Annotated in this window: 22 protein-coding genes and 1 pseudogene; 15 read left to right on the top strand and 8 right to left on the bottom strand. The window is 56.9% G+C overall.

Going from position 1 to position 24,855, the window contains the following annotated elements:
• Nucleotides 1-116: 116 nt before the first annotated feature.
• Nucleotides 117-1,019, bottom strand: coding sequence for a cation diffusion facilitator family transporter (locus tag OKB77_RS08245; protein ID WP_270817362.1), 903 nt, complete (start codon nucleotides 1,017-1,019; stop codon nucleotides 117-119).
• Nucleotides 1,020-1,480: 461 nt separating this feature from the next.
• Here OKB77_RS08245 and OKB77_RS08240 point away from each other — a divergent pair, with 461 nt between their 5' ends.
• Nucleotides 1,481-1,606 (top strand): hypothetical protein, encoded by a 126-nt coding sequence (locus OKB77_RS08240; RefSeq protein ID WP_019445191.1) that lies wholly within the window; start codon nucleotides 1,481-1,483, stop codon nucleotides 1,604-1,606.
• 72 nt (nucleotides 1,607-1,678) lie between these two features.
• Here OKB77_RS08240 and OKB77_RS08235 read toward each other — a convergent pair whose 3' ends face one another.
• A complete protein-coding gene (locus tag OKB77_RS08235; RefSeq protein WP_123172277.1) occupies nucleotides 1,679-2,422 on the bottom strand; it encodes a substrate-binding periplasmic protein in 744 nt (247 codons plus the stop codon).
• A gap of 149 nt (nucleotides 2,423-2,571) precedes the next feature.
• Nucleotides 2,572-3,159, bottom strand: a complete 588-nt coding sequence (locus OKB77_RS08230) for a single-stranded DNA-binding protein (protein WP_005340181.1) — start codon at nucleotides 3,157-3,159, stop codon at nucleotides 2,572-2,574.
• Between the two features lie 426 nt (nucleotides 3,160-3,585).
• On the opposite strand from OKB77_RS08230, the gene OKB77_RS08225 reads away from it, so the two are divergent.
• The 12 genes from OKB77_RS08225 to OKB77_RS08170 all read left to right on the top strand — a co-directional run bounded on the left by OKB77_RS08225 (nucleotide 3,586) and on the right by OKB77_RS08170 (nucleotide 18,021).
• Nucleotides 3,586-4,233 (top strand): LuxR C-terminal-related transcriptional regulator, encoded by a 648-nt coding sequence (locus tag OKB77_RS08225; RefSeq protein WP_042080923.1) that lies wholly within the window; start codon nucleotides 3,586-3,588, stop codon nucleotides 4,231-4,233.
• A complete protein-coding gene (locus OKB77_RS08220; RefSeq protein ID WP_110304471.1) occupies nucleotides 4,233-4,676 on the top strand; it encodes a curli production assembly/transport protein CsgE in 444 nt (147 codons plus the stop codon). Before OKB77_RS08225 ends, OKB77_RS08220 begins: the two co-directional genes overlap by 1 nt.
• A gap of 11 nt (nucleotides 4,677-4,687) precedes the next feature.
• Nucleotides 4,688-5,089 carry a curli assembly protein CsgF gene (locus OKB77_RS08215; protein ID WP_042063493.1) on the top strand — a complete coding sequence of 134 codons (402 nt, stop codon included), beginning with the start codon at nucleotides 4,688-4,690 and terminating at the stop codon, nucleotides 5,087-5,089.
• Between the two features lie 7 nt (nucleotides 5,090-5,096).
• Nucleotides 5,097-5,936: a CsgG/HfaB family protein gene (locus tag OKB77_RS08210; protein ID WP_005355003.1), complete on the top strand. Its 840-nt coding sequence runs from the start codon at nucleotides 5,097-5,099 to the stop codon at nucleotides 5,934-5,936.
• Between the two features lie 186 nt (nucleotides 5,937-6,122).
• A complete protein-coding gene (locus OKB77_RS08205; protein ID WP_042080925.1) occupies nucleotides 6,123-6,644 on the top strand; it encodes a curlin in 522 nt (173 codons plus the stop codon).
• Between the two features lie 34 nt (nucleotides 6,645-6,678).
• A complete protein-coding gene (locus tag OKB77_RS08200; RefSeq protein ID WP_123172279.1) occupies nucleotides 6,679-8,130 on the top strand; it encodes a curlin in 1,452 nt (483 codons plus the stop codon).
• A 110-nt stretch (nucleotides 8,131-8,240) separates the two neighbouring features.
• Nucleotides 8,241-8,555: a curli-like amyloid fiber formation chaperone CsgH gene (gene csgH / locus OKB77_RS08195; RefSeq protein ID WP_223849270.1), complete on the top strand. Its 315-nt coding sequence runs from the start codon at nucleotides 8,241-8,243 to the stop codon at nucleotides 8,553-8,555.
• Nucleotides 8,556-8,644: 89 nt separating this feature from the next.
• Nucleotides 8,645-11,473, top strand: coding sequence for an excinuclease ABC subunit UvrA (gene uvrA, locus OKB77_RS08190; RefSeq protein ID WP_064341415.1), 2,829 nt, complete (start codon nucleotides 8,645-8,647; stop codon nucleotides 11,471-11,473).
• Nucleotides 11,474-11,594: 121 nt separating this feature from the next.
• Nucleotides 11,595-13,268, top strand: a complete 1,674-nt coding sequence (locus OKB77_RS08185; RefSeq protein WP_064341416.1) for a sensor domain-containing diguanylate cyclase — start codon at nucleotides 11,595-11,597, stop codon at nucleotides 13,266-13,268.
• 458 nt (nucleotides 13,269-13,726) lie between these two features.
• The gene (gene ompW, locus OKB77_RS08180; RefSeq protein ID WP_005354990.1) at nucleotides 13,727-14,341 is read left to right on the top strand and encodes an outer membrane protein OmpW; all 615 of its coding nucleotides are present in this window, start codon (nucleotides 13,727-13,729) and stop codon (nucleotides 14,339-14,341) included.
• Nucleotides 14,342-14,563: 222 nt separating this feature from the next.
• Nucleotides 14,564-16,543: a HAMP domain-containing methyl-accepting chemotaxis protein gene (locus OKB77_RS08175; RefSeq protein WP_064341417.1), complete on the top strand. Its 1,980-nt coding sequence runs from the start codon at nucleotides 14,564-14,566 to the stop codon at nucleotides 16,541-16,543.
• 8 nt (nucleotides 16,544-16,551) lie between these two features.
• Nucleotides 16,552-18,021: an ABC transporter substrate-binding protein gene (locus OKB77_RS08170; RefSeq protein WP_123172281.1), complete on the top strand. Its 1,470-nt coding sequence runs from the start codon at nucleotides 16,552-16,554 to the stop codon at nucleotides 18,019-18,021.
• A gap of 72 nt (nucleotides 18,022-18,093) precedes the next feature.
• Here OKB77_RS08170 and OKB77_RS08165 read toward each other — a convergent pair whose 3' ends face one another.
• Nucleotides 18,094-18,894, bottom strand: coding sequence for a GNAT family N-acetyltransferase (locus OKB77_RS08165; RefSeq protein WP_123172282.1), 801 nt, complete (start codon nucleotides 18,892-18,894; stop codon nucleotides 18,094-18,096).
• A gap of 329 nt (nucleotides 18,895-19,223) precedes the next feature.
• Between OKB77_RS08165 and metF the strand changes: the two genes are divergently transcribed.
• Complete coding sequence (gene metF / locus OKB77_RS08160; RefSeq protein ID WP_005340191.1) at nucleotides 19,224-20,114, top strand: methylenetetrahydrofolate reductase; 891 nt, start codon at nucleotides 19,224-19,226, stop codon at nucleotides 20,112-20,114.
• 69 nt (nucleotides 20,115-20,183) lie between these two features.
• Here metF and OKB77_RS08155 read toward each other — a convergent pair.
• Nucleotides 20,184-21,250: pseudogene (locus tag OKB77_RS08155) on the bottom strand (DUF3103 family protein).
• A gap of 122 nt (nucleotides 21,251-21,372) precedes the next feature.
• The gene (locus tag OKB77_RS08150; RefSeq protein WP_123172283.1) at nucleotides 21,373-22,548 is read right to left on the bottom strand and encodes a benzoate/H(+) symporter BenE family transporter; all 1,176 of its coding nucleotides are present in this window, start codon (nucleotides 22,546-22,548) and stop codon (nucleotides 21,373-21,375) included.
• Nucleotides 22,549-22,667: 119 nt separating this feature from the next.
• On the opposite strand from OKB77_RS08150, the gene OKB77_RS08145 reads away from it, so the two are divergent.
• Nucleotides 22,668-23,237, top strand: a complete 570-nt coding sequence (locus tag OKB77_RS08145; protein ID WP_040067672.1) for a helix-turn-helix domain-containing protein — start codon at nucleotides 22,668-22,670, stop codon at nucleotides 23,235-23,237.
• Nucleotides 23,238-23,253: 16 nt separating this feature from the next.
• Here OKB77_RS08145 and OKB77_RS08140 read toward each other — a convergent pair whose 3' ends face one another.
• A complete protein-coding gene (locus tag OKB77_RS08140; RefSeq protein ID WP_123172284.1) occupies nucleotides 23,254-24,450 on the bottom strand; it encodes an NnrS family protein in 1,197 nt (398 codons plus the stop codon).
• A gap of 180 nt (nucleotides 24,451-24,630) precedes the next feature.
• Nucleotides 24,631-24,855, bottom strand: a 225-nt coding sequence (locus OKB77_RS08135; protein ID WP_270817361.1) for a hypothetical protein, incomplete at its 5' end; no start/stop codon positions are given.

The raw sequence follows: 24,855 nt of genomic DNA, 5'->3' as shown, positions 1-24,855 counted from the left end.
CCCTAACACAGTTGTGCCGATCACTTCTTATGCAATCGGCTTTCCGGCAGTAAAAATGCGGGTTTGTGCCAACTTTCCGTTATTTCGCTGCCACTTTCCCGCCTGTTTGCCACATTTCAGTTTATGGCGAGCGGCGAGGGCAGCTCTTGTTCCTCCGGCTCGACGTGGATAAGCACGATGGCGTGGGGCAGTTGTTCCATGATGGCGTGTTCGATGCGATCACAGATATCGTGGGCTTCGCCGATGCTCATCTCCGGGGGCAGGGTGAGGTGGAAGTCGATATGGCGGCGGCGTCCGGCACGACGGCTGCGCAGATCGTGAAAACCGCTGGCGGCAGGGCAGCATTCGGTGATGATGCGGCTGGTCATCGCCAGCTCTTCCGGGCTCATGCTCTGGTCGATCAGCGGCTGGAAGGCCTCGTTGAGCATGCTGATGGCCTCTCTGACAATAAAGATGGCGACCGCAATGGCGACTAGCGGGTCTAGGATGGCGAGTGAATGGCCGAACAGACCGGCCAGCCAGATCCCGCCAAGGCCGACGGCGACCCCGGCGGAGGTGAGCACGTCCGCCTTGAGATGAAGCGCATCGGCAGCCAGCGCGACCGACTCCTCCTCTCGGGCCACCTTGTAGAGGTAGGCAGAGACGCCGCTGTTGACCAGCGCCGAGATCACCATCACCAGCACGCCCCAGCCAATGCTTTCAATCGGGCTAGGGGTGATTAGCTTGTCGACGGCTTCGAAGATGATCCAGCCCGCGGCCAGCAAGATAAGCAGTGCTTCGATGACGCCGGAGACATTTTCAATCTTGTCGTGACCATAGGGGTGGCGTTCATCCGGCGGGAGATCGGACTTTTTCACCGCGAACAGGGCGATCATGGCCGCCACCAGATCCATGGCGGAGTGGATCGCCTCCGAGATGATACTGACCGAGCCGCTGGCGAACCAGGCCACCATTTTCATGATGATCAGACTGATATTGGAGCAGACCGACACCATGGCGGCTCTGGTTTTTCTGTTCATGTCACAGCTTCCTGAATAAAAACGGATATTTCGGTGCGGCGCGCATTATATCCGGCTGACCGGAAATAACCTATTCGGTGTTGTAACCTGATGTTTCCGATGATATTGCGAATGCTTATTAAAATGGTGGCCTCTTGAGCGGCAATAAATAATGAGAGGGATTTATATTTATCCGTGAAAATATCCAGGTAACGATGGCTTAATATAAGCGTGACAACATTTAATAATGCGAATTACTCTTTTTTGGTCTTTCCTATCGAGGTCGTTTGGCCTCTGCGCCCAGGGGGCGGAGCACAGCATTTTTTGGACGAGAATGAGGCTGGATCCGGATGCTGCTGGAGGGTATGCTGGGTCTGGTGATGGTCTTGCACCATCCCACCAAGCGTACTGAAGTTGATGATTCGGATGGCATGCTGGCTCCCATGAGGAACCAACTGTCTGGGTAACATTTTTGGAGTTTGATGATGAGTAACAAAGAACATCACAACGGCAAAGATGCCAAGAAAAAACCGCAGATGTCACTGAAAGAGAAACGCGAAGCCAAACGTCAGAAAGCAGAACTGAAAAACGGCAGCGCAATGAAGTAACGCTCCCCTACTGCTGTTCCTTCGGAGCCAGTACAAAGCCAGCCCTTACCGGCTGGCTTTTATGTTTGTGGCTCACGGCGTTGCGCCGTAAGCCGCGAAAATCTGGTGATAACGACCATCCTGACGCATCGCCTCAAGGCGCTTATCAAACAGATTGCGGGCATCGGCCGTGCGGAAGGCAAAGTGATAGACGGTGGGCGGGAAGAGGTCTGCTTGCCTGACCTGATTGCGCTCGTAGTGCTCGCCTGCCTGGGCGGTGGCAATCAGCTGGTCGAGGTAGTAGTAGAACACCCGCTCCTCCAGTACGACTGCATCGACCCTGCCGCGCATCAGCTGATGTACCTGCACCTGCTGCTTGGCTACCTCCTCATAGTGGGGATTCTGGTTGGTCATGGTGGCGAACGCGCCCCCCAGAATGATCCTTGCCCGTTGAAAGGCGGTGACCCGTTTTGAATGCAGGTCGTCCAGAGTATTGATGTGGGTGCTGCGCAGGGTGAAGATCCGGTTATGGAAGGTGATAACGGGCTGGGTCAGAACGTGAGGATCAACCATACCGGGTCTGACGTTGATGATGGCATCCAGCTTTCCTGACTCGAACAGGCGGAAGGTACGCTCCAGCGGCAGAAATTCAAAGCTGGGCTCATAGCCGCTGCCAGCGAACGCCTCTTTCAGCAGATCCAGCTCAATGCCACGCTGATTACTTTCGATGACATAAGGGGGGATGGCAAAGCTGACCCCGACCTTGAGTGGCGTTGCCTGCAACTGGCCGGAGAGCATGCTGGTCAGCATTAGTAATAAAGGGGTGAGCAGTTTCATTGCACTTTTCACAAAGCGCTCCTGTGGAGGATATCCATCACTGTAGGGGAGGCAACCAAAGAGCGTTATATCCCTTTCGGGCTGAGAGGTTCAGCCTGAGTGCATAAAAAAAGACCCTGAGTTATCAGGGCCTTTTCAATATTCTGTTCTTAGAACGGGATATCGTCGTCGAAATCCATCGGCGGCTCGTTATATACCGGCGGCGCAGATTGCGGCTGCTGGGCAGGACGGCCATAACCACCTTGCGGCTGCATGTTCTGCTGCGGAGCCGGTGCCGGGCGCTGCTGATTCATCGGCTGCTGGGCAGGCATGCTCTGCTGTGGCTGACCCCAGTTACCCTGGGATTGGCCACCCATGTTCTGGCCCATACCCTGACCGCCTTGCGGACGGCCACCCAGCATCTGCATCACGCCAGTGAAGCTGTCGACCAGCACTTCAGTGGTGTAACGCTCCTGGCCGCTCTGATCTTGCCATTTGCGGGTCTGCAGTTTGCCTTCTACATAGACTTGGGAGCCCTTCTTCAGGTACTCGCCAGCCACTTCGGCCAGCTTGCCCATGAAGACGACGCGATGCCATTCGGTACGCTCTTTCTGCTCACCGGTCTGCTTGTCGCGCCAGGTTTCGGAGGTAGCCAGAGTAATGTTGGTCACAGCACCGCCACTCGGCATGTAGCGTACTTCCGGGTCTTGCCCGAGGTTACCGATCAGAATGACTTTATTGATGCCTCGACTGGCCATAATCTCTCTTCCACCTTATTTACCGGCCAGGTCGAAACCTGGTCCAACACGACTAGATACCTGATTAGTTGCTGTGTGCGGGGCGCAATGTCCCGCAGACGCATGTGACGGTCATAGTAACAGTTGCGAAGCGGATTGGCAGCATCCTTAACCTGCTTGATGTGCCAAAGGTAACTGTTGGCTCCTGCTGTAGTGATGGTCGGGTTGCTGCTGTTTCCGGCGCGTCCGGTATCACATTTCTGCCATATATTCCTGTTATGCTGGCCGATTGGCGAATTGGAATAGGTTTTTAAATCGACCAAAAACATATGGTTACGATATTTATGAGATCCATTCTCATACTTTTTTAATATTGTGCTCCCATACCTCCTTGGTAGACTCAGTCGGCCAGATTAGGTGGTTTACAGGTTCAAGGAAGAGCACACAATGAAAGCCGCATGCCCGATCGCACTGGTCACTGAAAATAATGTGCAGGCCAGCACATTTGCTGCATACCTCATCTCTCATTTGAGCCGTCCCGTCCAGCTAATCCACGAGATTAATCAGCTAGATAACCAGTGTGACGGCACGCTGTTTCTCATCGATCTCGACTATATCCGCTCCGGCCAGTCACTGGGCTGGAACCGGGCGATCTCCGAACGCTTTGGCATGGCGACCACCGTACTGCTCAATGCTCCCACTGCGACGGATCGCGACCTGCTGCTGATGTGGCCGCAGATCTGCGGTCTGTTTTTCCGTCAGGATCCGCTCGACCGGCTGGTTGCCGGGTTGCAGAAAATCCTGTTGGGCGAGTACTGGATGCCGCGTCACCTGCTGTGCGAGCTGGTCGAATACTATCGCCAGGGCAACAGTTATCTGCTGCGTAACGACACTCTGCTGACCGCCAGAGAGCAGGAGATCATCCGTTATCTGATGACGGGCGCCTCCAATGTCGAGATCGCCGACAGCCTGTTTGTCAGCGAGCACACCGTCAAATCCCACCTCTATAACGTCTTTAAAAAGCTGAATGTGAAGAACCGGATCCAGGCGGTGAGCTGGGCCAAAGAGTATCTCGATGCTCCGGACTCCCACTGATGAAAGCGCTCTCTGTGGCGTGTTGCCTCGCGCTGCTTTGGGGCTGCACGACCGTTGTGGCGGGCGAGGCCGATACACCGCTGGAGTCGGTGCAGCCGGAGCAGGAGAGTGATCGGCTGGATGTGGATGGTCTGGTGCTGGATCGCACTTTTACCCGTTTCGGTCAGGGCTTTTATAACGAATTTACCCGGTTGCGCAGCGATGAAGACCCGGATGCCAGAGAAAATCTGACGATTCATGAGCGCCCGACAGCCCGCTGGGGCAGCCTGATCTGGATCACTCATAACCGGAAGGTGATTTTTAAAACCGCGCTCTCTCCCGGCCGCAATCAGCAGGAGCAGAGCGCCAAACTGGCTTGGTCACAGGTCAGGCAGACCCTCGAACAGCAGAAGATCGCGACCCTGTTCATGGATACCTTCGATTTGGAACATGATGAACTATAAGGATATTTCTCATGCGTGCCCGGTTATGGCTAGTTGCAGCACTGATAGCGCCAGCGCTCCATGCGTCGGAGCTTGTCTATCGCCCCGTCAACCCCAGCTTTGGGGGTAACCCTCTCAACAGCAGTCATCTGCTTGGCACCGCCAATGCGCAGAATGATTACAAGGATCCCGCCAGTGGCAGCGGTAGCAGCGGCACCTCGGCGCTGGATCGCCTGACCTCCAACCTGCAATCCCGCCTGATCAGCCAACTGCTGGCCGATATCGGCAAGGATGGCAGCCAGAGCGGCAGTCTGGTGACCGATGATTTTGCCATCAATGTGGTGGATGAAGATGGCACCCTGGTGGTTTCGATCACCGACCGGGTGACCAACCAGACCACCATGATCGAAGTGAATGGCCTGATTGCCGACTGAGGGCGCGATGAAACGACAACTGTTATTGATAGTGCCCCTGCTTGCGCTGGCTGGCTGTGCGACCCATATCGGCTCGCCCGTTGCCGATGAGAAGGCAACCCTGATGCCGCGCTCCGTCTCTTACAAGGAGCTGATCAGTCTGCCCAAGCCAAAAGGGAAAATTGTTGCGGCCGTCTACGATTTTCGCGACCAGACCGGTCAGTACCTGCCTGCACCGGCGTCCAACTTCTCAACGGCGGTCACCCAGGGTGGGGTGGCCATGCTGAGCACGGCCTTGTGGGATTCCCAATGGTTTGTGCCGCTGGAGCGGGAAGGGCTGCAGAACCTGCTGACCGAGCGCAAGATTGTGCGGGCGGCCCAGAACAAGCCCAATGTTCCCGGCAACAATGCCAATCAACTGCCCTCGCTGGTCGCCGCCAACATCCTGATCGAGGGGGGGATCGTCGCCTATGACAGCAATGTGCGAACCGGCGGGGCGGGGGCCAAGTATTTTGGCATCGGCGCCAGCGGGGAGTATCGGGTCGATCAGGTGACGGTCAATCTGCGTGCCGTCGATATCCGTTCAGGCCGGATTCTGAACAGTGTCACCACCTCCAAGACCGTATTGTCGCAACAGGTGCAGGCGGGGGTATTCCGCTTCGTCGAGTACAAGCGCCTGCTGGAGGCCGAGGCCGGTTTCAGCACCAATGAGCCGGTACAGATGTGTGTCATGTCGGCTATCGAGTCCGGGGTGATCCGGTTGATTGCCAATGGCGTGCGGGACAATCTGTGGCAACTGGCTGACCAGCGGGATATCGACAATCCGATCCTGCAGGAGTACCTGCAAGACAATGCCCCGCTGCTTTGAGTTTTCCCGCTCGTGCAATGCCCTCCCTGGTGGAGGGCATTTTTTTGGCCTCCATCGAATACGAATTAAGACTTTCTGCTCAGCGACAGGGCGGCGCTTTTCATCCTCGAATCAGCGGAGTGCCTGATAGGCCGCCTCTGGTCTGACAGGGATACTGTGGGCGTTTTCCAACAAGGCGATGGCGCGATGAAACACCTGTTGAGTGCTCTCTTTTTTCTGCTGATATCGGGCGCTCCGCAACTCGCCGCAGAGCCTGCCGTCTTCGACGAGCTGGCGATGGCAAGCGAGCTGGATTCCGGTCTGCAGAACGATGGGAATCAGGCGCTGTTGTGGCAACTCGGTAGCGAGCAGCAACTGCACCTCACCCAGCAAGGGGAGCTGAATCAGGCGCGTCTGCTGCAACAGGGGTGGGCCAATGAGTTGGCGCTCTCCCAGGTGGGAGATGAGAACTGGGTCAATGGCGCGCAACTGGGCGAGGGCAATAGCGCCGAGCTCTATCAGGCGGGCATCAATAACCGGATTTGGCTGCTGCAACAAGGCAGCGGCAATGAAGCCTGGATCAGTCAGCAAGGGGCAGACAATCAGGCCCGGGCGATCCAGCTGGGTGATGGTAATCAGGCCAGCATCGAGCAAAACGGTAACGGATTGGCGGCAACCGTTATTCAGACGGGAGCCAATCAGCAAGTAAATGTCGTTCAAACCAACTGAGCCTAGGCTCAACCATTAGCACGAGAGGGAAATCATGTTTAAACGTACCATCATTGCCTCGGCAGTTCTTCTGGCGACCAGCACCGCTTGGGCGGCATCTACTGGCAACCAGGCTACGGTGAACCAGGTCCAGAGCGGCAATACCGCCACCATTAACCAAGTAGTGGGAAGCGTCGATAACAAGGCTAACATCGAACAAGCTGGTAACGACAACACAGCTGTTACCACTCAAAAGAATACCGGCCAGTCAGATGCAGATACCAGGCAGGTGGGTGACCGCAACCGTGGTTACATCTTGCAACAAGGTGACACTAACCTCTCCAAAGCCTCCATCGATACAAAGGGGAGCGACAACTTTGCTGATGTGATTCAGCAATTTGAGAATGGCGGTGCGGTTGCCGGGGTTGTGCAGGATGGGGAGCGTAACGACGCCAAGATCAAGCAAGATAATGGTGACTTAGCTGACTCTAGGATCACTCAAATCTCGGATGGTAATCGGGCTGTCATTAATAACCAGATATCCGATTTCGCTCGGGCGAGTGTACAGCAGTTAGAAGGGGGGGCTCACCAGGCTGACGTGACCCAGACAGCGGCTGATGGAGCCAACGCCGAAGTGGTACAACGTGGAGAGAGCAATATCACCAAGGTGCTGCAGGCAACCGGTAACTATGACTATGCACCGGCGGAAGGAACATCTGCAGTGGTGACTCAGAGTGGTTCTTTGAACAATGCAGACGTCACTCAATACGATAGTGCCAACGTAGCGACTGTTGAGCAAAGTGGAACCGGCGGTAAGGTGGTGACCCTGCAACAAGGATCTGATGCCGGGGAGGGCAACCACCTGCTGGCAAAACAGAGTGGTAGCAGCGAGTTTGCTGAGTTGAAACAAGATGGTAATCGCAACCGTATTGAGACCGACCAGCAAGGTACTGGCAATGATGCCTTGATCAACCAGACAGGTGATGACAACAAGGCCGTGGTCAATCAGTTAGCCAGCAGTACCGATGGTGCGGTCACCATTGATCAGGTAGGCAATGACAACTATGCCAATGCAGTGCAACAAGCAGGCAGCGGCAATACCATCGATATCGACCAGAACGGAACTGGCAACCAGGTTGCATCTGCTCGTGATGGTGAAGGCAAAGGCGCATGGACCTGGGGCTCGGACAACGAGCTGGTCGTTGCTCAGAAAGGTACTGACAACTGGGCTTATGCCGATGCGTCTCACTCTGAGTCTGTGGTCAAAGTGAGCCAGGATGGTGAGCTGAACAATGCCAAGGTTGAGTCCTACTTGGGTAGCGAGAACAAACTCACCGTGACCCAGAACGGCGCTGAGCACGAGGCTAATGTCTACGTCAATGCTGGGGTTGGTGGGGGGCGCAACACCGTTGATGTGGTGCAAAACGAAAGCTTCAATACTGCCAATGTGACCGTATTGGGCAGCGATAACCATGCCTATGTCTATCAGGGTTCTGGTAGCAACTGATGGTTATCTCCGGATTCAGGGGCCTGCGGGCCCCTCTTTTATTGGTGCTGCTCTGTGGGTTGATGCTGGTCCATCGCGTCGCGACCCCAGCAAGTACAAGAAACACTGAGATGGAACCCGAACCGTCGATCCGCTTGTCCCTCAATATGGTGCAGAGCGAACAGGGGCTGTCACTTGCACCGACGCTGTTCAGCAAGCGCGACGTGACGGTGAGTGTCAGGTTGCTGGTGCGCAGCGAAGGGGCCGCCGGGAGCACGACTCAGCGCCAGAGCCGTAATCTGTCGCTGCAGGCTGGAGTGGTCATGGCGGTTGGCAAAATAGGGCTGGGTTTGCGTTGCCCCTATCGGGTCGAGGTCACCGCCCGGATATGGCAAAACGAGCGACTGCTGGTGGAGAAAAAAGAGCAGATGGCGTGCGCCGGATGATGCGCATTTCATCTCATGACTGTCTATTCATCCAGTAGTCTCTATGCCATACTGACTCGCTCAGGTTTCTGTATCGAGCGTGCAACAAGATGGAAAAGATCGTGGTCCGGGGTGCTCGCACCCACAACCTCAAGAACATCAATCTGACCCTGCCCCGCGACAAGCTGATCGTGGTCACCGGCCTCTCCGGTTCGGGCAAATCCTCTCTGGCGTTCGATACCCTCTATGCCGAGGGGCAGCGCCGCTATGTGGAGTCCCTCTCCGCCTATGCCCGCCAGTTCCTCTCCCTGATGGAGAAGCCGGACGTCGACCATATCGAGGGGCTCTCGCCCGCTATTTCCATCGAGCAGAAGTCTACCTCCCATAACCCGCGCTCGACCGTCGGTACCATCACCGAAATCTACGACTACCTGCGTTTGCTGTTTGCCCGGGTCGGTGAGCCGCGCTGCCCGACTCACGCCATTCCGCTCGCCGCCCAGACCATCAGCCAGATGGTGGATCAGGTGCTGGCCCAACCGGAGGGGAGCAAGCTGATGCTGCTGGCCCCGGTGGTGCGCGATCGCAAGGGGGAGCACACCAAGCTGCTGGAGAATCTGGCGGCCCAGGGCTACATCCGTGCCCGTATCGACGGCGAGGTGTGCGACCTCTCCGATCCTCCGACTCTGGAGCTGCACAAGAAGCACACCATCGAGGTGGTGGTGGATCGCTTCAAGGTGCGCGAGGACCTTGCCTTGCGTTTGGCCGAGTCGTTCGAGACGGCGCTGACCCTCTCCGGCGGCATCGTGTTGGTAGTGCCAATGGACGGGGAGGAGGGGGTTGCCCCCATGACCTTCTCCGCCAACTTCGCCTGCCCGGAGTGTGGCTACTCCATGTCGGAGCTGGAGCCGCGCATCTTCTCCTTCAACAATCCGGCCGGTGCCTGCCCGACCTGCGACGGCCTCGGGGTGCAGCAATATTTCGATCCGGCCAAGGTGATCGGCGATCCGGCCATCAGTCTGGCCAACGGCGCCATTCGTGGCTGGGACAAGCGCAGCTTCTACTACTTCCAGATGCTGAAATCCCTCTCCGAACACTACAAGTTCGATCTGGAGACGCCGTGGGAGGATCTGCCGGTCAAGACCCAGGAGGTGATCCTGCGCGGCTCGGGTCGTACCGAGATCGAGTTCCGTTACATGAACGATCGCGGCGATGTGGTGGTGCGCAAGCACCCGTTCGAGGGGATCCTGCACAACATGGAGCGGCGCTACCGCGAAACCGAGTCCAACTCGGTGCGTGAAGAGCTCTCCAAATACATCGCCAACAAATCCTGTACCAGCTGCGGTGGCAGCCGACTGCGGGAAGAGGCGCGTCACGTCTTCGTCGACAACCGCAACCTGCCGGCCATTGCCGAGCAGTCCATCGGCGATGCGCTCGCCTTCTTCGAGGGGCTTAACCTCACTGGCCAGCGCGCCCAGATTGCCGAGAAGATATTGAAAGAGATCGTCGAGCGGCTCGGCTTCCTGGTGAACGTCGGTCTCAACTATCTGAGCCTGTCCCGCAGTGCCGAGACTCTCTCAGGCGGCGAAGCGCAGCGCATTAGACTGGCCAGCCAGATCGGTGCCGGGCTGGTGGGCGTCATGTATGTACTCGATGAGCCTTCCATCGGTCTGCATCAGCGCGACAACGAGCGGTTGCTCAAGACCCTCACCCATCTGCGCGATCTGGGCAACACGGTGATCGTGGTGGAGCACGACGAGGATGCCATTCGCCTCGCCGACCATGTGCTGGATATCGGCCCGGGGGCGGGTGTGCATGGCGGCGAAATTGTTGCGCAGGGCACCCCCCAGCAGATCATCGACAATCCGGAGTCGCTGACCGGTGACTATCTGTCCGGTCGCAAACAGATCGCCATTCCGGCCGAGCGCACCCCGCTCACCGGCAAGTGGCTGAAACTCAAGGGGGCGAGCGGCAACAACCTGCGCAACGTCAACCTGGATCTGCCCATCGGGGTGATGACCTGCGTTACCGGCGTCTCCGGCTCCGGCAAGTCGACCCTGATCAACGACACCCTGTTCCGCATCGCCCACCGCGAGCTCAACAAGGCGACCGAGTCCACCCCGGCACCCTATCGCAGCGTCGAGGGGCTGGAGCATCTGGACAAGGTGGTGGATATCGACCAGAGCCCCATCGGCCGTACCCCGCGCTCCAACCCGGCCACCTATACCGGTCTGTTCACTCCGATCCGCGAGCTGCTCTCCGGCACCCAGGAGGCACGTTCACGCGGCTACCAGCCGGGCCGCTTCTCCTTCAACGTGAAAGGGGGTCGCTGCGAGGCGTGCCAGGGGGATGGGGTCATCAAGGTAGAGATGCACTTCCTGCCGGATGTCTACGTGCCGTGCGATGTCTGCAAGGGCAAGCGCTACAACCGCGAGACGCTGGAGGTGAAGTACAAGGGCAAGAACATCCACGAAATCCTCGAGATGACGGTAGAAGATGCCCGCGAGTTCTTCGATCCGGTGCCGGCAGTGGCGCGCAAGCTGCAGACCCTGATGGACGTGGGCCTCTCCTATATCCGCCTCGGCCAGTCTGCTACTACCTTGTCGGGCGGCGAGGCGCAGCGGGTCAAGCTGGCGCGGGAGCTCTCCAAGCGGGATACCGGTCAGACCCTCTATATTCTGGACGAGCCGACCACAGGGCTGCATTTCCACGATATCCAGCAGTTGCTCAAGGTGCTGCACCAGCTGCGGGATCGCGGCAACACCATCGTCATCATCGAGCACAATCTGGATGTGGTTAAAACTGCCGACTGGATCGTCGATTTGGGACCGGAGGGAGGCGCCGGTGGTGGCCGCATTCTGGTGACAGGGACGCCGGAAGAGATTTGCACCAATAAAGAGTCTCATACAGCTCGTTTTTTACGACCGCTATTGGCGCGATAAGCCGTTATAATCGAGGGGCCTTTGGCCCCTTTTTGTTATAAAAATCGGGAGCATAGGGGGAAGCTCGTCAAGTGTGGGCAGGCTTGACAGCTCGGCATCATGGTAATGGGTATATCGGGTTATGGCTCAGGCTCCGCGGACAATTGATCATCAGTTGGCTTACTCCATGTTCCCCATCTGGCTGGGGGCGATCCTGCTATTGCTGGTCCTGCTGGCGTGGGCCCAGATCCCGGCTGCCAGCCGGATTGAAGAGCAGCGAATGAAGGAGCATCTGCTGCGCGTGACCAAGGCAGTGCAGGCGGATGTGGCAGCTCTGGATGCATTCAGTCGGGATTGGGGCATCTGGGATGACAGTCACCGTTTTATGGACAACAAAAGCAGGGGGTACATCGAATCCAATCTGTTCAGTGATATGCCGATGCGGGATTTTAGTCTCAACCTGATGAGCTTCATGGATCTCACCGGCTACGAAATCTGGACGCGCACCCTGCTACCCGATGCGCCGGGGATCAATCCGGATCAGTTTCCCTACTTCCTTGATGAACTGAAAAAGCAGTTAAGGGAGCGCTCGGTGGCGCAAGGGGGCATCAATCTGCACGGGATCCGTGCTTCCCAGTGGGGGCCGCTGATGTACTCGTGGCAGCCGATCAGAAACAGTGACGAGTCGGCACCGTTCAACGGTTTCTTGCTGGTTGTACGTTGGCTCGACAAGGCCTATCTCGAGCAGGTATCGGAGCGTACCGCGCTGCCTCTGGCGATTTCCCACGCCAATCTGGATGTCACCGCTACCTTCAAACCACTGAAATCGCAAATAACGTATCGCCTGATCGACCTTGGGCTCACCCGGCTCAGGGGAGAGGTGCGACTGCTCAACAGCGATAACCAGCCGGTGCTGACTCTGGTGATTGAGGAGGAGAGAAAGATCTTGAGTGGCGTCATGGAGGGGGCGCTCTGGACCTTTATCGGCATGCTGTTTATCAGTTTTATCTGCGTCATGATCGCCATGTATCGGCTCAATAGCATTGTGCTTACTCCGTTGCAGCAGCTGGTGTCGGCGCTGCAACGCTTTGGCGATCGGCCAGATGCCACCTTGATCCCCTATATCGACAGCAGCGCCGAGATGGCGACCCTGAGCGGCAAGTTCAGGGAGATGGCCAGCAAGGTCAGTCAGCAACACGATGATTTGTTGGAAAAATCCAGCCAGATGGAGATGGCTGCATTCACCGACCCCTTGACCCGTTGTTTCAATCGTCGCTATCTCGATGGTTGGTTGCAGGCCAACCGGGCCAAACCTTGTCTGTTATTGCTGCTGGATCTGGATCATTTCAAGCGGATCAATGACAGCCTTGGCCATGACATCGGGGATCTGGTGCTGAAACAGCTGGCGGATCTGCTGCGCAAGGTGGTGACAGGAGAGCGCGAGCCGATCATCCGGCTGGGCGGGGAGGAGTTCTTGTTGCTGTTGCAGGTGGATGACGAGCAAGAGTTGGCGCTGCGGGTCGAATATCTGCGCCAGCGTGTCGCTCAGCACCGCTTTGGCAAAGAGGATGCGCCACTCTGGTTGACGGTGTCGCTGGGGTTCTGCCGCTATCCGTTGCACCCGGAGTACCCGGATTCATTCTGGAGTCATAGCTTCAAACTGGCGGACATGGCGCTGTATCAGGCCAAAGTCGGTGGGCGAAATCGGTGGTTTGGCTACGCTGGTAGCCTCTCTGCGGAGGGAATGGGCCAGACTCCGGAACAGCTTGCCGAAGGGGGGCATATCACCCTGCTGCACTCTGTCAATCCGGATTAACCCTGCCGTACCAATACCAGATAGGCCAAGGCGACAATAAAACCGAGCAGGATAAAGAGAAAGGATCCGATTCCCCACACGGCCGCGAGAAAGGCCCCCACCTTTTGCCATTTCGACTCATTTTTCATAAATAAACCATTACTTCCCAGTAACTTGTATGGCGCAAAAAATACGCTGATTTGCCCATATTAACAACAATTAATAGCCACTCAGCCGCGCAATAAGATGTGGTTTGCTTGCTCCTTTTGGCACTGAATGCGGGTAGTTACAACCTGTCGAAACAGGCATTTCGGCTTGTTGTCTGGGGACTCAACGAGATTGGGATGGTGCGCAAAGATGTCACACCAATCGATTTATTTCTGTGCAACCTTTGCTCCAAGTCAATAACTTTGCATTTACAAGGGCATATAGTCAGCGGGCTTACAGCATCAAATGAAAACAAAAAAAGGGATTACGTGATGAAAAAATTACTTCCTCTGATGATTGCCGCTGCAGTGACCTCTCCTTTCGCCATGGCCCATCAGGCTGGTGATATTCTGGTTCGTGGTGGTTTGGCCATCGTTTCTCCTCAGGAGAGCAGTGACAACGTATTGGGTACCGGTGAATTTGAGATTAACAGTAATCAACAGCTTGGCCTGACCCTCGGTTATATGATCACCGACAACTGGGGTGTTGAGTTGCTGGCTGCAACCCCATTCTCCCATAGAGTGAGTACTCGCGATCTTGGTGAGATTGCCAAGGTTAAACATCTGCCTCCAACATTGATGGCCCAGTACTATTTTGGCGATGCCCAGAGCAAGGTTCGCCCGTATGTTGGTGTGGGTGTGAACTACACCACCTTCTTTGATGAGAAGGGGGTGGGAGCACTTGATGGTGCCAATATCAGCCTTGACGACTCTTGGGGTCTGGCAGGTCAGGTCGGTATCGATATGGCGGTTACAGATCGCTGGTTTGTAAACGGTTCAGCCTGGATCATGGATATCGATACAGATGTTAAAGTTGATGGTGTTGGCACCTTCAAAACGCATATCGACCCGATGGCCTTTATGGTGGGTGTTGGCTACCGCTTCTAATGATTCTGACTGCGGTTCTGAACGGACCGCGGAAGATAGCAAAGTACGTCTCTTTCAGCCCGGCTTGTGCCGGGCTTTTTTCGTATGGCTGATTTTGTCTGTACTGTGATCCAACCCGATACAAATCAATTAAATACCTGCCGCTTTATTTCAGTTATTCGCCACCCCTGCCGATAGTGACTATGTTCACTTTACCTTCCCCCAATGAGTGAGGATGTCTCCATGGGCTTATCTATCGTGCAGCGGATCATCGCCGGATTCGTGTTGATGCTGCTGTTGCTGATCCTGCTTGGTGTGATCAGTACCTTTAAAATCAAGGGTATAAATGACGGCCTCTCTGCCGTATCTGACCGGGCAACCCCGCTGGTAGTGGCTGTCGCAGGTCTCAAGGGGGCATTGCAGGATAGTAACCGCTGGGTGCTGGTCTACCGCACCAGTGAAGATGCAGCCCAGTTGCCGCAGTTGGCCAATCAGTTCAAGGAGCAGCAGAACCGCTTCGCCCAGCTGAGTCAGGAGATGGGTAAATTTACCGACGTAGCGGATGCTCGTGCCCGCTTCCAGCAGGTCGAGAGTGCTACCACCCAATTTTATGGCTTGGCGGATCAGGTGTTGGCACAGCATCGACAGTGGGTCAGTGCGCTGGATCAGCGCCACAAGCTGGAGATGGAATTTATCCGCCTTGAGGATACCTACCAGTGGGCGGCGGATTTGCTGCTGCAACAGACCGCCAGTAAGCGCTCCATGCGCAACAAGGCGGAGCTTATTACCTCGGGTATCGCCCGCGATCTGAAGAATATCCGCCGTGCCGATGCCAGAACCGACCTGAACGAGCTGGAAAAGGTGTTGAGCAAGGACATCGAGATGGCCCGCAAGCGGTTGGAGCGGGTGCTGGTGCCCGATGATGTGAAAGCGCGCTTTGTCTCCAATCTGGATCGGATGCAGGAGCTGGCACTTGGCGCTCAGGGCTTGCTGGCAACCATGCGTCAGGCTCAGCAACTGGCGCTGTCGCTGGCCACGCAAAATCAGCAGCTGGATGCCAGTCTGGTCAACAGCCTCAATTTGCTCGATGAGATGGGCAAGTCCGCCGGGGCCATTGCCAGCGACAGCCGGATCAACGCCGATGCTGCGGTCAGCAGTGCCAGCTTCTGGATCCTGGTGGTTGCCGCGATGTCGGCCGCTGCCGCGCTGGTGATCGGCTATACCACGGCGCGCAGCATTCAGCGCCCGTTGCAGATGATCAACAAGGAGCTCGATTACATGGCGGCCGGTGACATGACCCGCCGCATCAACTACCGCAGCAGTTGCGAATTTGGCAGCCTCTCTCGCTCCATCGATACGCTGGCGGGCAAGACCGGTGAACTACTCTCTCAAATCAATGCAGGCTCCCGCCATCTGGTGGATGAGGCGAGCCGCGCCGCCGAGATCAGCGAACGGGCCATGTCCCGGGTGCAAGAGCAGAAGAGCCAGACTGATCAGGTGGCCGCCGCCATTACCGAGCTGGAAGTGAGCGCCACCGAGGTGGCCCGCTCTACCGATGGTACCAAGCGGGAAGTGGATCTGGCCGATGAAGAGGCGCGCAGTGGCCGCCAGAAAGTGGCCACCACTCGCCGGATCACCGAGCAGTTGGCTGGTGCCATGGAAGAGGCGGTCGGGATCACCTACAAACTTGGCGAATTCAGCAACAACATCGGCAGCATTCTCGATGTGATCCGCAGCATTGCCGAGCAGACCAACCTGCTGGCCTTGAACGCCGCCATCGAAGCGGCCCGTGCTGGTGATGCAGGTCGTGGTTTTGCGGTGGTGGCCGATGAGGTGCGGGCGCTGGCCAATCGCACCCAGACTTCGACCGAAGAGATCCAGGGGATGATTGAGAACCTGCAGAGCTCCAGCAAGCATGTGGTTGAAGTGATGGGGCGCAGCCAGGAGCAGACCCAGAGCTGTGTCGAGCAGACCCGCGAGATGGATGTGGCGTTGCAATCCATTGCCGAGCGGATGGGGGCCATCAAGTCGATGGCGGATCAGGTGGCCCATGCCGCGCAGGAGCAGATCTCCGTCAGTCAGGGGGTCGCTCGTCATATCGCCGGTATTGCCGATGTGGCATACGAGACTGAGCGGGAGGCGCGCGAATCCGCCAGCAGCAGCGAAGTGCTGGCCGACCTGGTCGCCAAACAGCAGCAATTGATCGCACATTTCAAGGTCTAGGAGGGCTTATGTCTAAAAAGTGGATTGGAGCCCTGAGTCTCCTGTTGTGTGGCCAGCTGATGGCCAGCGAGCTGGTGATTGAAAGCTGGCGAACCGATGACAAGGCGTTGTGGGAGCAGAAGATTATCCCGGCATTTGAAGCGGCGCATCCCGGCATCAAGGTGAGTTTTCATCCGGTGCAAAATGTCAACTACATGCCCACTCTGTGGGAGAGCCTGAAAGGCGGTAAGGCGGGGGATCTCATTACCTGTCGTCCGTTTGATGACTCGCTCGCCCTGTTCAAGGCGGGCCATCTGGCCGAGCTGACCGAGATGGCGGGGATGGAGAACTTCCCGAGTTTTGCCCAGTCACCCTGGCAGACTGACTCCGGTGCCCAGACCTTCTGTGTACCCATGGCCTCGGTGATCCATGGCTTCTTCTATAACAAGAAGATCCTCAGTGAATTGGGGATCACCTTGCCGCAAACCCGCGATCAGTTCTTCGCCGTGCTGGACAAGATCAAGGCCGACGGTCGCTATGTGCCGCTGGCCATGAGCGGTTCCGAGAGCTGGGTTGCCTCCGAACTGGGGTTCCAGAACATTGGCCCCAACTACTGGAAGGGAGAGGACGGCCGTCTGGCTTTGATTGGCGGGCAGGAGCGGTTGGACAACCCGCAATATGTGAAGGTGTTCGACGAGCTGGCCCGCTGGCGCTCCTACCTCGGTGAGGGTGGTGAGAGCCGCGATTACGCGACCAGCAACGAGTTGTTCACTTCGGGCAAGGCTGCCTTCTATGTGGCGGGCTCCTGGGAGATTGCTCCCTTCACCGGCAAGGTCGATTTTGGCGTCATGCGTCCGCCGGTGGCCAAACAGGGTGATGGCTGTTTCTTTACCGACCATACCGATATCGGTATGGGGATGAACCCGGCCAGCAAGAACAAAGAGGGGGCGATGGCCTTCCTGCAGTGGCTGACGACGCCGCAATTTGCCGAGCTCTATACCAACTCGCTGCCGGGATTCTTCTCCCTCTCCAACCACTTCTTCGATGTCACCAATCTGGCGGCCAAAGAGATGATGGAGTGGCGCGATCAGTGTGACTCGACCATTCGGGTGGCGACCCAGATCCTCTCCCGTGGTACGCCCAAGTTGGGGGATGAACTGGCCGAGGTGAGTCAGGCGGTGCTGCTTGGCAAGATGGATCCCAAGGCGGCCGCGGATCGACTGGAAAGTGGCTTGAAGGGCTGGTATGCCCCTCATCAGGGCAACAAGGCCAAGAGCGCGGATTGTCAGTGTGATGCGGTTGCCCCTGCTTCGGCTTCAGCGCCAGCGACTGAGGTGTCCGCAGCCCCCGCGACCAGTGAAACATCGGCCGTGGTGTCACCTGCTGTGACTTCCGCAGAACCCGCATCAGCGGTTGCTGCCCCATTACCGGCGCAGTCGGATGAGGTAGATCAGGCGCTCTCCAACGAGCTGGAGGCGCCACAGCAGCCACAGCAATAGGTCATCTGCATCAATAAGAGCGGGAGGCATTAGCCTCCCGTTTTTTATGGCTCGCGGCCAGCATGTATCGCTTTATTGTGCTTCGTGGGGCCAGCGGCAGAGGCTGCCGATGCGGGCAACCGGTGCAAACCCCAGAGAGCGGTAAATGCGCTGGGCATGGTAATGCTCGTCAGCCACTATGATCAGCTGTTTGGCACGGGATAATCCTGCGCGAGCCACCTGACTCAGCAGCTGGCGGCATAACCCTTGGTTGCGCCACGCATGGTGCGTGCGTACCAACTGGAAACGCCCAAGTGTGCCGCAAAAGAAGAGGCCGCAGCTGGCGACCAGTTGCCCCTCTTGCCAGATCCCCCACCAGTCCCCGAGACCATCGGCAATCATGGCCTGATAGAGCGCCTGGCGGGATCGCAGATAGGGAAGATAGCTCTGTTCCGAGTGTCCCTCATCCCGTTCATGGAGTTCGAAGTCGAGCCACTCAGGCCAATCAGCAGTGGTGAAGGTACGTGCCTCAACCTTGTTCATGTCGTCGTGAGGGGGTGGGCAGCTCTGTTCATCCAGCGCCAGCACCACGCACTCCATATATTGGTAACCCGTTGCGACAAAACCGGCGATCCGGCTGTTTTGTCCGGCGGCCAGTGGCCATTGGAAGGTGCGGTGGCGCACTCGAGGATCTTGACCGATCAACTGATCGAATGCGGCTTCCAGCCAGCCTTTGTCGCGGTCGCTGGGCGGGGTGGGGAGCAGCAGGTAGTTGCCGAAGTAATAGTCGGGAGCATCCGGCGTGCGAACCGCCCAGAACTGATCGTGCTGAATAACCTCGCCCTGATAGCGATCGAACAGCAAGTCGGTGGCAAAGCCGGGGTGGGTATCCATGATGGTGCTCCTGCAAAGACTCATTCTGTTATCGGCAGGAGTGGGAAATAGATGAAAAGGGGCCGGAGAAACCTCCGGCCAAACAATCACACGCAGATTCAGAACGTCCAGGACGATCTGCCCCCATCATAACTCGACTGGGGCAATTTTGGGATGGGCACTTTTCGGTTACGTACCGTTAATTTTGTAAATATGAAGTTCGTCAGATCGGATGTGAGGTAAATCCCTGTTGACTTTGTGTCGTTTTACTCATAAATATAAAGACGTTTAGACGTCCAAACATCCGTTTTGACGTAGGCAGATGGATTGCAGGACAGGGAGAAGAGCAGATGGGATTTCACAGTGCACGTCAGGTTGAGGCGCTCAACCAGAGCTTGGCAGATTTGAATGGCGATATATCGGTCAGTTTCGAGTTTTTTCCGCCCAACAGTGAAGGGATGGAGAATACCCTCTGGCAGTCCATCGAACGGCTGAAAGTGCTGGAACCCAAGTTCGTCTCCGTCACCTATGGCGCCAACTCCGGCACCCGTGATCGCACCCACAAGGTGATCAAGGACATCAAGGAACGGACAGGCCTGATTGCGGCGCCTCACCTGACCTGTATCGATGCCAGCCGCGACGAATTGCGCACCATCGCCCGTGATTACTGGAACAGCGGTATTCGTCATATCGTGGCTCTGCGCGGTGATTTGCCGCAGGGGTTGGAGAAGCCGGATATGTATGCCACCGATCTGGTTGCCCTGCTCAAGTCAGAGGCTGACTTTGATATCTCGGTTGCCGCCTATCCGGAAGGGCACCCGGAGGCCAAGAGTGCGCAATCCGACCTGCTCAACCTCAAGCGCAAGATCGATGCCGGTGCCAACCGTGCTATCACCCAGTTCTTCTTCGATGTGGAAACGTATTTGCGCTTTCGGGATCGCTGCGCCGCCATCGGTATTGATGCTGAAATCGTGCCGGGGATCCTGCCGGTCTCCAACTATCAGACCCTGGCCAAGTTTGCCGGTTTTACCAATGTGAAGATCCCGCGTTGGATGCATCAGCGTTTCGAGGGGTTGGATAACGATCAGATGACTCGCAATCTGGTGGGGGCGAGCATCGCCATCGATCAGGTGCGCGTGCTGAGTCAGGAAGGGGTGAAGGATTTTCACTTCTATACCCTGAACCGCTCCGAGCTGACTTATGCCATCTGCCATACTCTGGGGGTTCGTCCCAAGGGTTGACCGGTGGTCACCGCGATAAAAGCAAAAAGCCAATGAGTTGCTCATTGGCTTTTTCGTTATGGCCGATTATCAAGGTCTGGTCGGGGCGATCTCTTTTGGCTCAAGATCGATAACCGCATTACCGGCAGCCCCCGGATACTGGCGATAGACCTGATCCTGCTCCAGTGTGTAGAAGGTATCCAGATAGTCGTCGTTGTTGGTCATCCAGGAGTCGGGCAGTGCCTTGACGATGCGACCGCCGAGATCGAGGAAGGGCAGGGCTTCCGGCACGCCACCCGCAGTAAAGCCGAGTTTGAGAGCTTCAATCAGCAGGGCGCTCAGCTCCTTGTAGTTGACGTTGTCATCCTGCTCCATCATCACCACATCGACGGCACCCCAGCGATAGCGATCCCAGTAAACCAGGATCTGGTTGGGGGTGTAGTCTGTGTTGTCATAGTCGAGGTAGGGCATGTCGACAATATCGACCACTGGCTCATCCCGGCTGGGATTGACCCCTGCGACCACTGCATACACTTCTGCTGCGCCGAGCAGCCAGGGCTCCTGATCATCCTTCAGTCTGATCTTTTTCAGGATACTGGTCTTGAGTGGCGCAGTGCTGGCAGCCACTCGCGGGGCGCTTTGCAGATCCGCATCGGCCAGTGCTTTGCGCATCACCTTCAAGCCTGCGTTCTTGGCTTTGACGGGATCGGCTTCGACTACCAGAACCGGCCGGGCCGGTGCCTTGTCCACATCCAGATAGACGGGATTGCCAGCGCTGTCGAACGCTTCAATGGCGCTCCAGCTCTTCTCATCTCCACTTGGAACATAGGCGACCAGCGGTTCGACGCCCTGCTGCAGTGCTGCGGCCTGATCGGTGTTGGCCAGCCGCAACTGCATCAGTTGTTTGACCTCGCCATCCAGTCCTTGCCGGCTGATGGCTGCCTGGTTGGCATCGCTCGCCTGCCGTTTAAGGCGCGGGCTGTGGCCTTCTGCAGCAGGTTGGGAAGCGGGCTCTGGTATTGCTGATTGCTCAGCAGGGGCAGCAGGTTTTTCTGCTGAAGTGCGAGCTGGCGAGCCAGCTCTCGATCCGTATCGGCAGCCTGGACGCTCGTAGCACCCAGTATGGCCAGTAGTAACAAGACAGCCTGATTTTTCATTTTTATACTCCGTTGCATGGAACCTGACAGGGCACCATGTCCGGGAAGATTGGCGCCCTGACACCACTAGAGGGAAATTAGTTTCACTTGTGAATCATTTTCTGTGGATAGTGTGCAGAGGTTCACGGTTTGAGGTTCAATTGATTCCTTTGTCGATATGATTGGAACTGATAGATAGCCAGACCAATCAGCAGACCCCAGCAGGCTGCCGCGATGCCGAGCAGGCTGATCCCGGACGCGGTAATGATAAAGGTGAGCAGTGCAGCTTCTCGCGCTTCATCCTGTTGCAAGGCAGAGTGCAGGCTGCTGCCGATGGTGCCTAGCAGGGCCAAACCAGCGACGCAGGTGACAAGGGCTGCCGGAAAGGCGCTAAACAGGGCCGCGACGGTTGCGCCGAAGCAGCCGGTCAGGAGATAAAAGCAACCCGCCCATACCGCAGCTGGCCAGCGGCGCTTGGTATCCGGGTCGACCTCTTTGCCCATGCAGATGGCGGCAGTGATGGCGGCCAGATTGAAGGCATAGCCGCCAAAAGGAGCGAGCAGCAGGCCAGTCAGGCCAGTCCAGCTGACCAGCGAGGAGGTGGAAGGCTGATAGCCGTGGGCCCGCAAGATGGCAATTCCCGCCATGTTTTGCGATGTCATGGTGACAATGAACAGCGGCAGCGCGATGCCAAACAGGGCATCAAGGGAGAAGGCTGGCCATGTCCAGACCGGGCTGGCGAGTTGCCAGTGAAGGGTGCCCATTTGCAAATCCCCCCGCACGCTGCAGATCAGCATCCCCACTCCCAGTACCAGCACCATGGTATAGCGGGACCAGAGATGACGACCCAGCAGGAAGGCCAGCAGCAGTGTGCCAAGCAGCAAGGGATCTTGCGGGGCGACCTTGAACAGATCCAATCCGAATCTGAGCAGCACGCCAGCCAGCATGGCGGCGGCCAGTGGAGCCGGGATATGTTTCATCAAACGGTCGAACCAGCCGCTGATGCCACACAGAGTGATCAGCTGGGAGGAGATCACAAAGGCGCCGATCGCTTCCGCCAGAGTGAAGTTGCCCAGCGTGGTGATCAGCAGTGCCGCGCCCGGTGTGGACCAGGCGGTCAGTATGGGTATGCGGTAATAGAGAGAGAGGCCGATGCAGCTCACCCCCATGCCGATCCCCAGCGTCCAGAGCCAGGAGGCGACTTGAGCTGTATCAGCACCTGCTGCCGTGGCGGCCTGGATGATCAGGATGACGGAACTGGTGTAGCCGACCATCACGGCGATAAAGCCTGCGACCAGATGGGGGATGGCGAAGGGCATGACTCTTCCTCTTGGCGTTGTGACGCGCTGTGCGTTATTACGTACAATACAGCTTTGACTATATCGCTGTGCGCTATAGCGTACAAGGCGCATCGTGCAAGAGTAATAAAGAGGCAGTTATGCAAGAGATGAGTCAGCATCTGGCTGCTCGACTGAAGGGGCTGCGCAGCGAGCGCGGCTGGAGCCTGGATGCCGCCGCGCGCGAAACGGGTGTCAGCAAGGCGATGCTGGGGCAGATTGAGCGGGGAGAGTCCAGCCCAACGGTGGCGACGCTGTGGAAGATCGCCACCGGTTTTCGAGTCTCATTTTCCAGTTTCATTGAGCCCACACCCGCTGCGCAGGCAGAGGTGCTCTATCGCACCGCCGATGCCATTCGCCAGCAGCCAGCGGGAGAGGGCATGCAAGTGGCTCCGCTCTTCCCTTATGAAAACCGGTTTGGTTTCGAGTTGCTTGAGCTGACCCTGTTGCCGGGTTACCAGCGTGAATCCGAGCCCCATGAGCCGGGAGTGACCGAGCATGTCATCGTCATCAGCGGCATGATGGAGGTGCTGGTGGAAGGGGAGTGGAGCTCATTGATGCAAGGGGAGGCTGTGCGTTTTGCTGCCGATCGTCCCCACGGTTATCGCAATCTGGGCATAGCCCCGGCAATTTTCCACAACTTGATCCACTATCCGGTGGCAATACCCTGAACATGTTCCGCAGTCATCAACCCGGTCGACCATCTGCTCTGGGGCGGATCAGTATCGGGATATAGACCCAGACAAACAGACCATAGGCAGCGATCCAGGCAAGCGCGCTGAGGTTCCAGCCATGCAGGGTATAAGCAGGCCAGAACAGGGGAATCACCACCCGTATTGTAGCGGCAGCGATAACCAGGGCGAATGCGCCAGTGATCCTGCGTCCCACTTGCAAGGCCCGACCGCTATGGCCGAGGGATACTCGCGCAATCATGCCCAGGATCATGGTCCCCATGCAGCCTGCGCTGAGCAGGTGGCTGGCCATTGACAACGTGATGGGCAGACCTGCGCTATGTACCGCAAGGGCGAACAGGCCAAGAGGGATAAACAGATAAGCGAGATGGAGTGACCACAGCAGGGGATGCGCAAGGGTCGATGGCAGATGCCAACGCAGTTGTCGCCACAGATGCAAACTCGCCGCCACTATATAGAGAGGCACTATATATATGCTGGTGACCCATTGGGTGGGGAGCAGCAGCCAGCAGAGCAAGATAAGCCACAGTGTCGCGAGCGCAGTCCGTTCCAGCCAGAGTCGAGGAGCAGCTTTCTCCTGACCGGTTGCTCGGGCGGTGAAGAACGGAATCACCCTTCCACCCATCACGGCGATCAGGGTAGTAAACAACAGCACAGTTGTAATCAATAGGTGCTCAACGGTGATCCAATCGGCCTGCCATAACCAGCTGGCGCCATTGAGTAGGGTCAGCATCAGCAACAGGGGCACGAAGAACAGGTTGCGCCATTGCCGGGTTATCAAGATAGGCTTGGCAAGGAACCAGGTGCAAAGCGGCAACCAGAGCAGGTCTGCCACCATCAGGAGCGTATTCTCCTCACCCAGCCAGGGTAACAAGGTCCTTGGCAACATCCACACCCCCACCACCATTGCCAATGGCCAGCTCCGAACACCGGGATGGGCCGTCCAGTTCTGCACCGCGGTGAGCAGAAAACCCGCGACGATGGCAGCCCCGAAACCAAACAGCATCTCATGACCATGCCACCAGATTGGGTTGGCAATCCCGGGCAAGGTAAGCCAACCGTTGAGCTGCCCCAGCCAGAGCAACATGGCGACGGCCGCAAACAGAGCCCCGAACAAGAAGAAGGGTCGGAACCCCAAGCGGAACAGCGGGATGATTTGCTCTTCCTTATGGTTATCGAGGATTTGATGCATGAGGGGATTCCAATTAAACATTTGAGATGACCAATTATAAATTGGCTTTTCAAATGTTCAATTTAAATCCGGCAATAGTCAGAATTGATGCCATTTCGAGCGAAAAAAGAGGTGGTTGCTTGATATCTGAGCGAACGAACTTTTTTGATGAAAAAGCCCTTGTCATCCCGGCGCGGCTCTCTATAATGCGCCCCTACCAGCACGGCGGAACGCGCCAAACTGATGAGCCAGCTTCCTAGTGAAGTGGGCGCCGAAAGAAAGCGAAAACAATCGCTTGACTTTCGAAGTGAGAAGCGTAATATGCGCCTCCTCAACGCGACAAGCGTAACGCTCTTTAACAATTTGAATCAAGCAATCTGTGTGGGCACTCACAGCATCGAACATCAAAAACAATTTTTGATTTTC

It is taken from the genome of Aeromonas sp. Y318-3 (assembly GCF_027706185.1).
Taxonomy (GTDB): domain Bacteria; phylum Pseudomonadota; class Gammaproteobacteria; order Enterobacterales; family Aeromonadaceae; genus Aeromonas; species Aeromonas veronii.
Note: the sequence above shows the minus strand (reverse complement) of the source record. Positions and strands in the feature narration are given on the sequence as shown.

Excerpts from the sequence above, each read along its gene's own strand:
- OKB77_RS08170 (WP_123172281.1), top strand. The coding sequence starts at position 16,552 with ATGTCTAAAAAGTGGATTGGAGCCCTGAGTCTCCTGTTGTGTGGCCAG.
- OKB77_RS08165 (WP_123172282.1), bottom strand. The coding sequence starts at position 18,894 with ATGGATACCCACCCCGGCTTTGCCACCGACTTGCTGTTCGATCGCTAT.
- OKB77_RS08150 (WP_123172283.1), bottom strand. The coding sequence starts at position 22,548 with ATGCCCTTCGCCATCCCCCATCTGGTCGCAGGCTTTATCGCCGTGATG.
- OKB77_RS08185 (WP_064341416.1), top strand. The coding sequence starts at position 11,595 with ATGGCTCAGGCTCCGCGGACAATTGATCATCAGTTGGCTTACTCCATG.
- csgH (WP_223849270.1), top strand. The coding sequence starts at position 8,241 with ATGGAACCCGAACCGTCGATCCGCTTGTCCCTCAATATGGTGCAGAGC.
- OKB77_RS08215 (WP_042063493.1), top strand. The coding sequence starts at position 4,688 with ATGCGTGCCCGGTTATGGCTAGTTGCAGCACTGATAGCGCCAGCGCTC.
- OKB77_RS08175 (WP_064341417.1), top strand. The coding sequence starts at position 14,564 with ATGGGCTTATCTATCGTGCAGCGGATCATCGCCGGATTCGTGTTGATG.
- ompW (WP_005354990.1), top strand. The coding sequence starts at position 13,727 with ATGAAAAAATTACTTCCTCTGATGATTGCCGCTGCAGTGACCTCTCCT.
- OKB77_RS08210 (WP_005355003.1), top strand. The coding sequence starts at position 5,097 with ATGAAACGACAACTGTTATTGATAGTGCCCCTGCTTGCGCTGGCTGGC.
- OKB77_RS08140 (WP_123172284.1), bottom strand. The coding sequence starts at position 24,450 with ATGCATCAAATCCTCGATAACCATAAGGAAGAGCAAATCATCCCGCTG.
- OKB77_RS08235 (WP_123172277.1), bottom strand. The coding sequence starts at position 2,422 with ATGAAACTGCTCACCCCTTTATTACTAATGCTGACCAGCATGCTCTCC.
- uvrA (WP_064341415.1), top strand. The coding sequence starts at position 8,645 with ATGGAAAAGATCGTGGTCCGGGGTGCTCGCACCCACAACCTCAAGAAC.
- OKB77_RS08205 (WP_042080925.1), top strand. The coding sequence starts at position 6,123 with ATGAAACACCTGTTGAGTGCTCTCTTTTTTCTGCTGATATCGGGCGCT.
- OKB77_RS08200 (WP_123172279.1), top strand. The coding sequence starts at position 6,679 with ATGTTTAAACGTACCATCATTGCCTCGGCAGTTCTTCTGGCGACCAGC.
- OKB77_RS08230 (WP_005340181.1), bottom strand. The coding sequence starts at position 3,159 with ATGGCCAGTCGAGGCATCAATAAAGTCATTCTGATCGGTAACCTCGGG.
- OKB77_RS08225 (WP_042080923.1), top strand. The coding sequence starts at position 3,586 with ATGAAAGCCGCATGCCCGATCGCACTGGTCACTGAAAATAATGTGCAG.
- OKB77_RS08220 (WP_110304471.1), top strand. The coding sequence starts at position 4,233 with ATGAAAGCGCTCTCTGTGGCGTGTTGCCTCGCGCTGCTTTGGGGCTGC.
- OKB77_RS08240 (WP_019445191.1), top strand. The coding sequence starts at position 1,481 with ATGATGAGTAACAAAGAACATCACAACGGCAAAGATGCCAAGAAAAAA.
- metF (WP_005340191.1), top strand. The coding sequence starts at position 19,224 with ATGGGATTTCACAGTGCACGTCAGGTTGAGGCGCTCAACCAGAGCTTG.
- OKB77_RS08245 (WP_270817362.1), bottom strand. The coding sequence starts at position 1,019 with ATGAACAGAAAAACCAGAGCCGCCATGGTGTCGGTCTGCTCCAATATC.
- OKB77_RS08145 (WP_040067672.1), top strand. The coding sequence starts at position 22,668 with ATGCAAGAGATGAGTCAGCATCTGGCTGCTCGACTGAAGGGGCTGCGC.